The organism is Planctopirus sp. SH287 (genome assembly GCF_056500625.1).
This window is the reverse complement of the sequence record NZ_CM151403.1, coordinates 2,391,188-2,405,256: the sequence shown is the minus strand read 5'-3', so window position 1 is coordinate 2,405,256 and position 14,069 is coordinate 2,391,188. Positions and strand designations below refer to the sequence as shown.

General features: G+C 53.5%; 9 protein-coding genes. 8 read left to right on the top strand and 1 reads right to left on the bottom strand.

Features of this window, described 5'->3' with window-relative positions; translation table 11 throughout:
• The first annotated feature begins 339 nt into the window (after positions 1-339).
• The 5 genes from SH287x_RS09030 to SH287x_RS09010 all read left to right on the top strand — a co-directional run bounded on the left by SH287x_RS09030 (position 340) and on the right by SH287x_RS09010 (position 7,364).
• Entirely contained in the window at positions 340-1,854 is a 1,515-nt protein-coding gene (locus tag SH287x_RS09030; protein ID WP_479518375.1) for a UDP-N-acetylmuramoyl-L-alanyl-D-glutamate--2,6-diaminopimelate ligase, read from the top strand.
• A gap of 194 nt (positions 1,855-2,048) precedes the next feature.
• Positions 2,049-3,491 carry a UDP-N-acetylmuramoyl-tripeptide--D-alanyl-D-alanine ligase gene (locus tag SH287x_RS09025; RefSeq protein ID WP_479518374.1) on the top strand — a complete coding sequence of 481 codons (1,443 nt, stop codon included), beginning with the start codon at positions 2,049-2,051 and terminating at the stop codon, positions 3,489-3,491.
• Between the two features lie 152 nt (positions 3,492-3,643).
• Entirely contained in the window at positions 3,644-4,747 is a 1,104-nt protein-coding gene (gene mraY / locus SH287x_RS09020) for a phospho-N-acetylmuramoyl-pentapeptide-transferase (RefSeq protein ID WP_479518373.1), read from the top strand.
• Positions 4,748-4,906: 159 nt separating this feature from the next.
• Positions 4,907-6,142, top strand: coding sequence for an FtsW/RodA/SpoVE family cell cycle protein (locus tag SH287x_RS09015; RefSeq protein WP_479518372.1), 1,236 nt, complete (start codon positions 4,907-4,909; stop codon positions 6,140-6,142).
• Between the two features lie 277 nt (positions 6,143-6,419).
• The gene (locus SH287x_RS09010) at positions 6,420-7,364 is read left to right on the top strand and encodes a hypothetical protein (RefSeq protein ID WP_479518371.1); all 945 of its coding nucleotides are present in this window, start codon (positions 6,420-6,422) and stop codon (positions 7,362-7,364) included.
• Between the two features lie 191 nt (positions 7,365-7,555).
• Here the strand turns inward: SH287x_RS09010 and SH287x_RS09005 are convergent, their stop codons facing one another.
• Positions 7,556-8,983, bottom strand: coding sequence for a sigma 54-interacting transcriptional regulator (locus SH287x_RS09005; RefSeq protein ID WP_479518370.1), 1,428 nt, complete (start codon positions 8,981-8,983; stop codon positions 7,556-7,558).
• Between the two features lie 482 nt (positions 8,984-9,465).
• On the opposite strand from SH287x_RS09005, the gene rimI reads away from it, so the two are divergent.
• The 3 genes from rimI (at position 9,466) to SH287x_RS08990 (ending at position 13,984) form a co-directional block, all read left to right on the top strand.
• Positions 9,466-9,963, top strand: a complete 498-nt coding sequence (rimI, locus tag SH287x_RS09000; protein ID WP_479518687.1) for a ribosomal protein S18-alanine N-acetyltransferase — start codon at positions 9,466-9,468, stop codon at positions 9,961-9,963.
• A gap of 401 nt (positions 9,964-10,364) precedes the next feature.
• A complete protein-coding gene (gene aroA / locus SH287x_RS08995; protein ID WP_479518369.1) occupies positions 10,365-11,690 on the top strand; it encodes a 3-phosphoshikimate 1-carboxyvinyltransferase in 1,326 nt (441 codons plus the stop codon).
• Positions 11,687-13,984, top strand: coding sequence for a transcription antitermination factor NusB (locus SH287x_RS08990; RefSeq protein WP_479518368.1), 2,298 nt, complete (start codon positions 11,687-11,689; stop codon positions 13,982-13,984). Before aroA ends, SH287x_RS08990 begins: the two co-directional genes overlap by 4 nt.
• Positions 13,985-14,069: the final 85 nt, after the last annotated feature.

Sequence of the window (14,069 nt, the reverse complement as noted above, 5' to 3'; positions counted from 1 at the left end):
TTGTCTTATGGCTCCCCTTCTGGCAACTTTGGTCGAAAGCGAGGTGGTTCGGCAAAAACCGCCGCTTCGTATTGACCGAATTCGCCAAATCGCCAGAATCCGACGCATTCTTCGGCAGTTATGTTTCGATGAAGGGTTTGTGGAGCTTCAATTCTGATTTCACAGGTTAAGCAACAAGCCGTAAGCAGGCCAATGAGCCTGCGGACGAATCAAGCACCTGTCGTGGCAGAGTGGTCGTACCACAAGGCAAACTCCGATCCGGGTTGATTGATTTATTGAAGGACTGACCACCGCGAACTGGCAGGATGCCAACAGCGGATGCGCAAGGAGGCGCTCCACATGCCACCACAGCACGTGCTCCCCGCATCACTTAGCCTGCGTGAACATCTCCCGATGGCTCAGTTGTTTGGTGCCAGTGATCTTCACTTCACTGACCTGACAATTGATAGCCGCGAGTGTCGTTCCAGGTCACTGTTTGTGGCGACCAGCGGAACAGCCTTCAATGGTCAGAATTTTGTCGCTGATGCGGCTCAACGTGGAGCCATCGGAGTCCTTTCAAACTCCTTCATTCCTGATTGCCCGATCCCGCAATGTGTGGTCACCAACCCACGGGCTGCTTATTCCTATCTTTGCCAGGCCCTGTATGGCGACCCTCATACCCGCTTAAAAATGATGGGGGTTACCGGAACCAATGGCAAAACCACGGTCACCTGGATGACTCGCGCGATCATGGCGCGGGTGGGCCAACGCATTGGCCTTCTGGGAACGATCGAGTATTTTGATGGCTACCGGGCCGAGTCTTCATCGCTGACAACCCCGGATGCCAAACTCCTGGCACATTGGCAGCATCGCATGGTGACTCGCGGAACCCGCCATCTGGTGATGGAGCTTTCCAGTCATGCCCTCGATCAAAGCCGTGCAGCGGCTATGCCACTCGATTGCGCGATTGTCACGAACATTACCCACGACCATCTTGATTATCATGGCGACTTTGCTGCCTATCGGCAGGCTAAAGCCCGCATTCTGGATCTGGTTCGTCCTGGCGGGGTTGTTGCTCTCCATACAGGTGATCCCGGTGCGGCATCATTGATCGGGATGGTGCCATCGGAATGCCGTCTCATTCGCTATGGAATCACCCCCGACGCTGATCTTTCGGCTCAAATTCTTGAAGAATCCATTGAGGGAACCGTCTTCCGTGTCCAGTTTCAGGGGCAGGCGGTGAATGTCCGGATGCGTTTAATCGGCCGCCATAATGTTGAGAACGCATTAGCAGCGATAGCGACGGGCCTGACCTGGAAAGTCCCGTTTCTCGAGATGGCACAGGCCCTAGAAGAGTTCCGCCCTGTTCCTGGTCGGATGGAACGCTGTGCCTGGGGAGAACCATTTGAAGTCTTTGTTGATTATGCTCACACTCCCGACGCTTTGAACCGGGCGTTGAAATCTCTCCGAGGGCTGACGAGTGGTCGGCTGATCTGTGTTTTCGGAGCCGGAGGAGACCGTGATCCCTTCAAACGCCCCCTGCTGGGAGAGGCCGCCACTGTCGCTGATATCGCCATCGTGACCAGTGACAATCCTCGTTCTGAAGATCCCGCTGTCATTGCCCGACAAGTGAAAGAGGGGATTGTCTCCGCACGGGTTGAAACCATTGTTGAACTGGATCGGGCAGCAGCGATTCAGCAAGCCATCAATCTGGCGTGTCCAGGGGATGTGGTGTTGATTGCGGGCAAAGGACATGAAACAGAGCAGGTCATTAAATGTGAACGCAAGCCATTTGATGATCGTCGCGCAGTGCGTGAATCTCTTGAAAATCGTGTCCCTGCCATTTACGAAACATTCCAGCGAGTGAGTGCATAATGCCGACCTTTTCCGCGAAGAATGATCAATTCCTGCCTTCAGGTGGATTTCTGTGCTGAAAGAACTTCGCGGTTAAAACAGATCACTCCTCATTGATTTCCCTGATCAATATGGGATTAACATTTTTCACTTTTGACGATACACACAATGCCGCAAGTCCAACTTGTGAATGATTTTTATGAAGGAGCGTCGCAATGAAGCGTCACTCAATCGAGCTTCTTGCGACGATTCTTGGTGGCAAAGTCATGGGGGATTCCCGGACGATTGCCAAGGCGAATGCACAGTTTTCCGGGCAGATTTCCATTGATTCCCGCACATTGGGAACAGGCGATCTCTTTGTGGCGCTGCCGCAAGGGATACGCAATGGGCATGAGTTCGTGGCCGCGGCACATCTGGCCGGTGCCGCTTTCGCGATCATCGAATCAACTTTTGAGCAAACATACCGCGATCTCCGTTTGACCATACCGGTGATTGTGGTGCAGGACAGCCTTCTGGCGCTTCAACTGCTGGCGGCCTCACAGCGAGATGAGTTTGATGGGTTAGTGATTGGTATTACGGGAAGCGTGGGAAAGACCAGCACCCGGGACATGTTGCACACCGTTCTTAAGTCGCGATACTCGGGGCGGCAAAGTCCTAAAAATTTCAATAATGCCATTGGCTTGCCTCTCTCCATTCTGGAACTCGATCCGTCGATTGATGAGTTTGCCGTTCTGGAAATGGGGGCCAGTTCTCGGGGGGAAATCGCCACTCTTTGCGAGATTGCTCAGCCTGAAATTGGCATCATCACAGGAGTCGGCCTGGCTCATCTGGCCACATTTGGGACACCACGGGATGTCGCCGACGCCAAAGGTGAGTTGTTTGAATCATTGCCTGAAAATGGAACCGCGATTTTTCCCGGCCACGATCCCTTCGCGCTGGTGCTCCGTCAAAAGGCCAACTGCCGGACAGTGACTGTGGGGGAAGATGCCGTCAACGACTGGGTCATTTCCCATATCCGCGCTGTGCGTGATGGACATCGTTTTACGATGGATGGCCAGGATTATCTGATCCGATCGGTGGCTCGGCATTTTGTCCAGAACGCGGGAATGGTCATTGCCGTCGCACGCGAAATCGGACTGACATCTTCCGAAATCGCGGATCATCTCCAGGCATGGCAGCCAGTGAATAGCCGTTGTGCACTGGTGCCGCATCCCTCGCTGACCATTCTGGATGATTGCTATAACTCCAGCCCGTCTGCGATGGCGGCAGCCCTGAGAACACTGGAAGAATTAGGGGAACGAGAAGAGACACGTACCATCGCCGTCATCGGGGATATGGCTGAGCTAGGTGAAATCAGCGAACGGGAACATCGCCGGATTGGCCAGTTGGCCGGCGGCCTCTCGATTGATTTCATTCTAGCTATTGGTGAATTCGCAGATTCGATCGTACGAGCAGCACACACCACCAGTCTTCCCACACATCGTCTGGCAGTCGCCCGAGATGTGGAGATGGCCTGGATGCTCCTCGAATGCTGGATTGAAGAAGGGGATGCGATTCTTGTGAAAGGCTCAAGGAAAATGGGGCTTGAGCGAATTGTCCAGCAACTCAAAACCTGCCAACCGGCCATGCGCGACCGCAGGCGCCGTCTGTCGGCATAGCACCTCCTTCTGTTGATCGTTCACATCCAGCTTCAGGTGTCTTTGATACTGAAGGAAAAATTGAGGACTGGCGGAAAGCGATTCGTTCAGACACAATCGTGTCGATCTGATTGGCTTGCCATCTCCTTATTTCCTGAATTGAGACAGCACGGATGCTGTTCTGGTTGCTGACCCATTATCCCGAGATCTTCTCTCCCGAAAGTTCTCTTTCGCCGGGGGACACGCGGGTTTATCTCACGGCCCGGACAGCACTCGCGACATTTTCGTCGTTTTTAGTGGCCCTCCTGTTTGGCCCGTTTGCCATTCGCTGGCTGAAAAACCACTTTCGCGAACGTATCGACAGCGCTTCACCCCGGCTGAACGAACTTCACTCCAAGAAGAAGTCGACTCCCACCATGGGCGGGCTGTTCATCGTGGTGGCAATTGTTGTGGCCGCACTCTTGTGTGGCGACCTCTCGAACCGTTTTTTGCAACTCGGGATGGCCACTGTCATTCTGTTTGGTGTGATCGGCGCCATCGATGACTGGGTCAAAAATAAAACCTCAAAGCGGGGATTAACAGCCAGACAGAAATTTGCGGCTCAATGTGTCACGTCGATGCTGGTCTTATTCCCGCTCTACTGGCACCTGAGACCACTCCCTCAGATGCAGGGGATGCCTCTCGATCTGGGAATGATCGTGATTTCGCTCGGCCCTGCGTTTGTCTTATGGGGCAGTTTTGTGATGGTGGGAACCTCTAACGGAGTCAACCTGACAGATGGGCTGGATGGTCTGGCTGGTGGCTGCCTGTTGATTGCAGGCTCGGCGTTTGCCGCATTGTCATACCTGGCAGGCCATAAAGTCATGGCCGCTTATCTGGAGATCCCCCATGTGACCGGGACAGGTGAACTCTGCATTCTCTTTGGAGCCATGATTGGCGCGTTAATGGGCTTTTTGTGGTTCAACTGTCATCCCGCCATGGTCTTCATGGGAGACACGGGATCGTTGCCTCTTGGGGCGTTATTGGCCTTTGGCGCATTGTGCATCCGGCAGGAATTGTTGCTGCTGGTGATCGGTGGGGTCTTTGTTATCGAAACACTCAGTGTGATCGCGCAGGTCGCCTCATTTAAGCTGACCGGCAAACGCGTGATCCTCTGTTCGCCACTTCACAATCACTTTGTGTTTCGAGGCGACCCGGAAACTCGGATCGTGGTGAGATTCTGGATTGGATCGGCAGTTTTGGCTTTATTGGCCGTTGCCAGCCTGAAAATTCGATAATCGACTCAGGAGGCTTCGTCAGCCATCACTTAAAAACTCTAACAAAACCTCTGATGCAGCGGGAATTGACGAAGCATTCAACGTTTTCCAACAGGCACAACCGGTTTTGTTAGGCGTTCTAATAAGCTGGCTCGGTTAAATAAGGTGAGCGACGGAATCATGGCCAGTCTGCTCACCGAATCAAAGCCCGAATACCAGTCCCTGACGGAAGCAGGGCGTTGCGATCGACTGACTGATCCGCAGAGTGAAGTGGATTTCTGCCGCACGGTGTTTGTGGCTTTGGCGGGATTACTGCTGGGATTCGGATTGTTTGTGGTGCACAGCGCCAGTGTGACAAGCCGCCCCTCGGAGTTCGAGCAGGTTTATCTCTCGCGCCATTTGATCTTTATTGCTGTTGGGTTAGTCGCAGCAGGTGTGGCAGCTGCCATTCCCGCGAAGTCCTGGATGCAATTGGCACCATGGATCTTACTGGCCGTGATGGTGTTGTTGATTTTGGTGCTGGTGCCCGGGATCGGGGTGAGAGTGAAAGGCGCACGCCGCTGGATTCGCTTCGCTGGTCTTACGCTGCAACCATCTGAGCTTGCCAAGATTGCCCTGCCGCTCTGGGTCGCGGCTCGTATTTGCGTCCAGCAACATGGGAAGCGATGCTGGTCGCTGAGTGAATCGCTGACAGGCTTCCGGATGCCGCTGCTGATTCCCGTGGGGATGGTTCTGGGACTGGTGGCCCTTCAACCTGATCTGGGAACAACGTTGTTTTTGGCGGGTGGCGTCCTGATGACCCTTTTTATTGGGGGATTGCCACTCCGTTATTTTGGCTATGGATTACTCTCTTTGATTCCCGCAAGTCTGGGGATTTTTCTGCTGAAGGATTATCAGATTCGGCGAATCACAGGCTTTCTGGAGACGTGGTCTGATTGGCGGGAAGCTCCTTATCAACTCAAACAATCACTGGTCACGCTGGGAAGCGGCGGCTGGATGGGAACCGGCCCTGGTAGGGGATTTCAGAAATTAAGTTTTCTTCCCGAGGCCAACACGGACTTTGTCTTTGCCGTGATCGGTGAAGAATTGGGACTGCTGGGAACAATCTCGCTTTTATCGCTATGGGGGGGACTGTTTTACTTTGGTGTTCGATTAATTCGCGCGACACCGCCAGGAACCAGTGATGTGGCACAGTTCGGAAGATTAGCCAGCTTTGTTCTCCTCGCTCAGTTAGTGGGGCAGGCTTTGTTGAATATGGCTGTCGTGACCGCACTGGTTCCTCCTAAGGGGATTTCCCATCCCTTAATTAGCGCAGGAGGGAGTAACCTGGTGGTTAGCCTGATCAGTGTTGGTCTCATTCTCAGCCTGACGAGGCACCCCAAATTGCCAGTTCCACCCGGACTGACTGATTCATGATCTGTTCAAAACGATCCTGTCAATCTGCGTTGAGATTATCAGCTGTAGCGTTACCATCAGTTTTATGGTGCGAGTGGGTCGAATCGATCTCTCATGCCACAATTGGCACCACTTGTGGATCAACTGGAAGAAACGGTATAGCCGATATTTCTGCCACAGTGGTTTGTCTTTCCTTCTTGCACGGATGCGAGAAGTCTGAAACTGCGTGCTGTGGCAAGACGTCACAGCAGCAGCTTTCTCGTCAGACCTGGTTCCTCTCGATTCCTCGGGGAAAGCAATGTCTTTTCACAAGATGGCCTGCCTGTGGGCATTGATACTTGGCTTGGCGCCAGCATTGGCACAGGCACAGCTCGTTCCTGGTCGCGGCACACTTCAAGTCACCGCATGCGATGATTTTGAAGACGAGACCTGGAATTTCACTTACAATCTGCCCAAGGCGAGTTCCAACATCGATAAAACGGTGAGGCATCCCGCCGGCTTTTCTTCCAACTCCAAATGGCATGAGAGCACCTATCGCGGCACCCCCGATTTTGTGAAGCGTGTCGAGACGCCAGCAGGGGGCATCGCTGGCAGCAAAGGTGCTCTTGCCATCCAGACTCTGAACTCGGGGATTCCTGGTCAGATTTCTAACAAGTTCCAGCAGGACGATCTGATTGCCGGGATCGCCCAGTCAATTGGTTACCTGCCTGTGAGTCGTTCGCCCAGTATTGTCGTCCGCGTTTATATGCCTCCTTTTGAACAGTGGGAAAAGCGAACCGGTTCCCATTTTGGCTTCCGTGCCGATTGTCAGACGACGATCGACAATCCCGCATCGAGTGGGTTTGGTCGCTTTCGCCGCAGTACACCATCGAAAAAGCTGGAAAGCTACTGGCCAGGCTTCTTTGTGCAGTTTAACCGTAAGGCAGACAATTACCCGGAAGATCATGCCGTGCTGCTGATGCGTTCAGGATCACGAGGTGAAGACGTTCCTGGCCCAAAAATCACCACTCCAGGCTGGTGGACAATCGGCATGTCCTTCACACCTGATGGCCAGGTTCATTATTACGGCCATCCCGGTGTCGAAGACTTGAAAGCCAGTGACCACCTCTATTCCAGCTTCCCCTATAGCTACCGCTGCCAGCAGGTTAATACTTACTTCTTTAACATCGTGAACATGGACGACGGCCGGACATGGTCAACACGGTTCATTATTGACGATCCCAAGATCTACACCGTGCAGTAATTTTTGCAGTGCTATAGAGCTTTTTGCTCGTGGCGGGGCAAAATTTGTCGGGCAGGGCGGCCCAGACGTAGCTTTGCACGTCTGGGTGACGCCAGCCACAGTAGGGCAGGCTCCCGCCTGCCGCCCTTAACTGTGGTTGGAATGGCAGGCGGGAGCCTGCCCTACTCCTCTGTTTCAGGTTGGAGCGTGTCTCACTTGCTGTAACGAACTCCAGCGCCACGTGACTGCCGATTGAGGCGGTTGTGGCAGTAAAGCCCATCCATCAGAAACTCGGCGACACTGGCAAGGAAGGGGACTTTCGTGGCTCCATCCAGAAGTTCGGGCTGCAATTTCTGTGCAGCCTGTTCAACCTGTTCCAGAAAACCACGGATTGGTTCAACGCGCCGGAGTGTCTCTTCAGGTGATAGCGAGTCACCCAGCTCAATCGATTCACCGAGATCAAAATACTCAACCACCGCCCGAAACTGCTTGGGTGTGAATTGCTGATCAAAGAGATTCTTGATCGCTTCGTCGATAATACGCCCCAGCAGTTTGTCTTCTTCCCCCGGCTCGTCAGACATGGTGAGTTCAAGTTTCCCGCGTGAGCTACTGACCATTGAGGTCAAATCGCTGCACCGTGCCATCGCCATGCTCTCTCCTCGCAGGATGGCTTGTCGCTCGGCGTTAGAAATCACATTTTCTAAGTTGGCGATCGACATTCTCACACTGACGCCAGAGGCCTGATTCACATGAGGGCTGGTTCTTGCCAGTCGCGAAGACTCTTCCACAATTTCCTGAAGGAATGTGGGCACGATGACAGTCACACTGCTCTCGCGTACCGTCCAGGCGTTTTGATGGGTAATCTCCATCCCCAACTCACGAGTGAGGGGATAATGCGTCCGAATGACAGACCCAATGCGATCTTTCAGTGGAGTCACAATGCGTCCGCGATTTGTGTAATCCTCGGGGTTCGCACTGAAGACGATGCACACATCGAGATTCAGGCGGATGGGAAATCCACGAATCTGGATATCTCTTTCTTCGAGAACATTAAACAATCCCACTTGAATCTTTGGACTCAGATCGGGCACTTCATTCATGCAGAAAATGCCGCGATGTGCTCTGGGGATCAATCCGAAGTGCAACACATCCTCGCTGGCCAGTTCTTTTCCTGAAGCATGCTTTACGAGGTCAATCTCGCCGATCAGATCGGCAATGGTGACATCAGGAGTCGCCAGCTTTTCATAGTATCTGTCGCTTGCGCCGACATAGTCGATCGGGCAGGCGTCTCCTTCATGCTGCACGCGCTCACGGGCATATTTTGAAATCGGGGCCAGCGGGTCATCGTGGATTTCAGAACCAGCCACAATCGGCATGGAGTCGTCCAGTAGTGACGTGAGCGACCGCAGCATGCGAGTTTTTCCCTGGCCACGCAGTCCCAGAAACAGCATGTCATGCTGAGAGAGAATCGCATTGACAATCTGAGGAACGACGGTCTCTTCGTATCCCACGATGCCGGGAAAGAGTGTCTTGCCCATCTGAAGTTTTTTAATCAGGTTTTTTCGCATCTCCATTTTCACAGATTGCGTTTGATAACCCGATGCTCGAAGTTCACCCAGTGTCCTTGGTCGTTCCGACATTCCCGCCCTCCACGCCCGTCTTCCCACTGCCATCTGACACAATGTGCGTCACGCGAGATTATAGGCGAACCGTCTTGTGGGGATGCAGAAACATCACTTGATTCTGAGAGAGATTTTTTTTCTTATTCCTCTCAACGATCTGGTCAAAGCCCAGGATCCAAATGATCGGGAAGAGACGATCTGAATCATGTCTGTCCTGTTGATTTTTTACTGGCTCCGGGGGGATGCTTCGTTCTGTTTGACAGAAAAAAAGTTTGACTCACGAATCTCATAATTTTCTCTTCTCGTGATGACTCACCTTTGGTACTGTCGTGCACTCTCTGGTTTTCCGATGGTGATGGTTATTCCGATTTTAACTTCAAAGAATTCTGCTTAAGGTCACTATGACCTTTGATTGGGTTGGCAAGGAGGCCACGGTGACTGTCAGCAAATTCTCAAGCGGCAATTCAACAAACTGGCTGTGCGACGTTCAGATTCGCTGGATGATCCGCCGCGACATGCCGGAAGTGCTCGAAATCGAGCGCAAAAGCTTTGAATACTCCTGGTCTGAAGAAGACTTCCTCAACTGCCTGCGTCAGCGCAATTGCATTGGCATGGTGGCCGAGCACAGTGAGCGAATTGTGGGCTATATGGTCTATGAACTCCTCAAAGACCAATTGCATATTCTCAATTTTGCGACAGCTCCCTGGGTTCGTCGTCAAGGCGTGGGCACACGGCTGATGGATAAGCTGGTGGGCAAACTGGCCATGCAGCGCCGCCAGGAAATCACCTTTGAGGTTCGCGAAACAAATCTGGCTGCTCAGCTTTTCTTCAAGAGCCGCGGCTGCCATGCAGTGGAGGTTCTGCGTGGGCATTATGCAGACTCCGATGAAGATGCCTACCTGATGGCCTTTTCCCCCTTCGGGGCGGATACCATCAGTATGGATCGCACTCGCAAGAATCGTCTTCCTGATTGGGACGACGACCGTGCGGCAGCATAAATCAGCTTGTGTGACGTGAGGCCGCTGTGGCCTTAAGTCGCATGACCCTGAAATCGTTTGAAAAGGGCGCTCAAGCATGGGCGTCCTTTTTTTATTCTTCCCAACAGCTAAAGACCGTCGCGCAGATTCTTCGGAAGGGCAACTTGGGGATCTGTCTCCAGTTCTGCTTCTGGGGATGTTCGCAGGCCCAGCAACGTTTGAACAAAAGTTCTCATCAAGGTGGGAAACTTTGGTCAAATCAAGTCCGCACTCAGATGATGGCAGACTGTGAGAAGCGGTGTTACACTGCTTTGCTTCGCGGTCGACCGGCTACATCCAGAATCTGCCTGATTTTTGACCGTGTCCAAATACGCCAAGAACTTTATTGAAATCTTTCATTGAGCCAGTTGGGAAGCGCTGAAGTGTCAGCCATAAGTCAGTATGTCATGTCGCCGGTCGGCCACCCTGTGATTGGCTCGATCCGTCCTCCCGGTTCCAAGAGCATTACCAATCGCGCCCTGGTGACCGCCGCTTTGGCGCGGGGAACATCTGAGTTAACGGGTGTACTGAAAAGCCGTGATACCGAAGTCATGATTGACAGCCTCAAGCGATTGGGGATTTCGGTAGATGACCGCCTTGAAGAAAAACGGGTAACGGTCACAGGCTGTGCAGGCCAGATCCCCAACACACGGGCGGATCTCTGGCTCGAAAATAGCGGCACCAGTATTCGGTTTCTGGCAGCTTTGTGCGCAATTGGACCGGGCCGCAATCAAGTGGGGATTTACTCCCTCGATGGCAATTCCCGCATGCGCGAGCGACCCATCGAAGATCTGACTTCCGCACTGACCCAGATGGGATGTGGGGCCGTCTGTAAAGAGCAAAGTGGCTGCCCGCCAGTCTGGATTACCTCTGAAGGGCTTAATCGTAACCATGTGACAATTGGCACCAGTAAGTCCAGTCAATTCTTGAGTGCCCTTCTGCTGGCTGCTCCCTACAACGCGGTTCCTCTCGATATCGAAACCACAGGGGCCTTGGTCTCGGAACCTTATATTGAAATGACCATTCAGGTCATGAAGCAATTTGGGGTTGAGACCGACCGCTCACGTGCTGGCCATTTTCTCATCCAGCCGGGAATGTATCAGGCGATTCGTTATGACATCGAACCCGATGCCTCAGCAGCGAGCTATTTCTTTGCAACTGCTGCCATAACTCAAGGTCGAGTCACCGTTGAGGGATTGAACCGGCAGGCGCTCCAGGGAGATGTGCACTTTGTCGATGCTCTAGAGCAAATGGGTTGTGATGTGCAGTGGGAAAATGATCGCATTACGGTCACTGGTCGACCGCTGCGCGGCATCGACATTGATATGAACGCGATCAGCGATACAGCCCAGACATTGGCCGTCGTCGCAACTTTCGCCAACAGCCCAACCACCATCCGCAATATCGCTCATGTACGCCATAAAGAAACGGATCGAATTACGGCCGTTGTCACAGAGTTGAACAAACTGGGCATCCCGGCGACGGAATTTTCCGAGGGAATGACCATCACTCCGGGTTTGCCACAATGCACGGCGAACGCTCCTCATGTGGTGGAGACCTACGATGATCATCGCATGGCCATGAGCTTTGCTCTACTGGGCCTCGTTCATTCCGGGATCATCATCAACGATCCCGGTTGTACCTCAAAGACGTATCCCGACTTCTTTGCGGATCTCACAAGTCTTTGCAAAGAAGGCCGCTCATCATGACTGACGAAACTGGCAATCCTGAATCTGGTGCGACGCCGTCTGTTCCTTCAGAGGGTAGCGAATCATCTTCATCACCAGCTGAGAACTCGTTCCGCCAGCGTCGCGGTGCTCCTCGTCGTCCCGGTAAACCCCGACCGACAGTGCGCCAGAAGAGCAGCAAGCATCCCCCGCTTTCTCACGGGGGAGTCATTAATACTCGTACCGGTGAAGGGATGCCTGCGCCAGGGCCGGGCACGGGCAATTCAACGGGCAGTTCAACAGAAGGGACTCAGCCTCGCGATTCCTATCGGAGCGAAGGGTCTGCTCCTGCTGGCGGTTATGGGGCCAATCGCCCCCGACACTTTGGAACGGGACGACCACCGCATTCGGCTCCACCCACTGGTCGTGCTCCCCGAGATTCTCGCCAGGGAGAGAGAGAACAGCGTCCTCCCCGATCGGCAGGAATTGGTCGTTCCCAGCCAAACCCTTTTCTCTGGGTCGCGCCTGGAAGAGAAAATGCTGGTGAGACAGGTCATCCCGATACGACGGGAACTTCTCAGTCGTCACAAGCTCCCTCTCCCTCTTCACCACAAAATGAACAACCTCGCTTTCGGCACTCGCACGAAAATCAAGATTCCTCAGGTCCCCCCCGGAATCAGGACGGACCACGGCCACAGCGCGAGGCACGCGGCGGGATGAGCTGGAGCGAGGCTCGGCCAGCCCGTCCTCCCGGTGGACAATTTCAAGGGCAACGTCCAGCTCGCCCCCGGAACCCATTTCAGGAGGGGCAGAATCGAGGCCATCAGCAACCGGCTTCTGGTCGTGACCGTTCTCATCAAGAGACTCGTCATCAGTTTACTCATTCACAAGCGACTCCTCAGCATGAAGGAGCGCGCCGTGGCCCGCGACAGGATATTTCCTTGCTGCCACCTCAGCAGCTTCTGGCGCCGCGTAATGCCAGGGAGTTGGCCTTTAATGTCCTTGAAGCACACCACGCCGGTACTCGGCATATTGGTGAAGTCTTCGATCAGGCGGTTGATCGCACGACGCTGACTCCTCAGGATCGACGATTGGCGTATGAGCTGATTTGTGGCGTCGTCAGGCGGCAGTCGACGTTGCAAACTCTGTTGCTGGCGCTCGTTCATCGTCAGATCGACACGCTGGAACGCCCATTACAAACAGTGCTGAAAATTGGCCTTTACCAGATTTTTCTCTGTCAAGGGATACCTCAACACGCCGCTGTCCATGAGACGGTCGATCTGGCGAAACGAGCCAATTTGCGATGGGGTGGTTTTGTGAACGGCGTACTGAGAAATGCCGTGAGTATCATGACCGATGACTTAGTTTCCGAACCTGCTCCGAATGCGCTGCCAATCGGTCACCAGCAGTATCGTCGGCTGACTCAGGATCTGTTCCCGTCTCCAGAATTAACGCCGGGGTCATATATTGCTTCCGCTTTCAGCTTTCCCAATGATCTTGTCGAACGCTGGGTGGGACAATACGGTGCAGCAGACACACGGCAGATGGCGTTCTGGTTTAATCAGGTCACCGAAACCACCCTCCGTGTCAATCTGCTGAAGACCGACCGCGAGACCTTTCGTCAGAAGCTGTTTGCCGCTGACCTTGTTGCGGAAGACGGTGCATTGCCAGAAACGATCCGGCTGCTCTCCACCGTCCGTATCAATACAATCCCAGGTTTTGCAGAAGGCGACTTTTCAGTACAGGATCTTTCAGCACAGTATGCAGCGAGGCGATTGAACCCGCAGCCGGGTGACAAGGTGCTTGATTTATGTTCCGCCCCTGGCTCCAAAACCTGCCACATGGCCGAACTCATGCAAAATCAGGGCGAAATTATCGCCAGCGATACGCATGGTGGCCGTATTCGTCAGGTCTATGAGAACGCTGATCGGCTGGGACTTAATATCATTCGCACCATCACCATTGGCCCGAATGGTGAGAATCTCCCTTCGATGGAATTTGACAAGGTTCTGGCTGATGTCCCTTGTTCCAACACGGGCGTTTTAGGCAAGCGGCCGGAAGCTCGGTGGAAATACTCACCATCACATCTGGATGAATTGCGGGTGATGCAGGCCTCCATTCTGAAGACAGCTGCGGGAAAGATTCGTGTTGGCGGACAAATCCTGTATTCGACATGCAGTATTGAACCGTTGGAAAACGAGCGGATTGTCCAGGAGTTTCTGGCGGCTCATTCGGATCCCAACGGCCCAACTTTCCGTTTGGTCGAAGAAGAGCGGTTCATCCCCGGCAACCCGGCGGACGGGGCCTATCAGGCACTGATTGAGCGAGTTTCGTAAGAACATGTTTCAGTTGGGCAAACATTCCTGCCATCTGGCGGGGTAAAATCTCTACTTCCCAAGACAAACGACGCACAAAAGCCGC

Coding starts and splice junctions, on each gene's coding strand:
- SH287x_RS09010 (WP_479518371.1), top strand. CDS start 6,420: ATGTCTTTTCACAAGATGGCCTGCCTGTGGGCATTGATACTTGGCTTG.
- rimI (WP_479518687.1), top strand. CDS start 9,466: ATGATCCGCCGCGACATGCCGGAAGTGCTCGAAATCGAGCGCAAAAGC.
- SH287x_RS09030 (WP_479518375.1), top strand. CDS start 340: ATGCCACCACAGCACGTGCTCCCCGCATCACTTAGCCTGCGTGAACAT.
- mraY (WP_479518373.1), top strand. CDS start 3,644: ATGCTGTTCTGGTTGCTGACCCATTATCCCGAGATCTTCTCTCCCGAA.
- SH287x_RS08990 (WP_479518368.1), top strand. CDS start 11,687: ATGACTGACGAAACTGGCAATCCTGAATCTGGTGCGACGCCGTCTGTT.
- SH287x_RS09025 (WP_479518374.1), top strand. CDS start 2,049: ATGAAGCGTCACTCAATCGAGCTTCTTGCGACGATTCTTGGTGGCAAA.
- SH287x_RS09015 (WP_479518372.1), top strand. CDS start 4,907: ATGGCCAGTCTGCTCACCGAATCAAAGCCCGAATACCAGTCCCTGACG.
- SH287x_RS09005 (WP_479518370.1), bottom strand. CDS start 8,983: ATGTCGGAACGACCAAGGACACTGGGTGAACTTCGAGCATCGGGTTAT.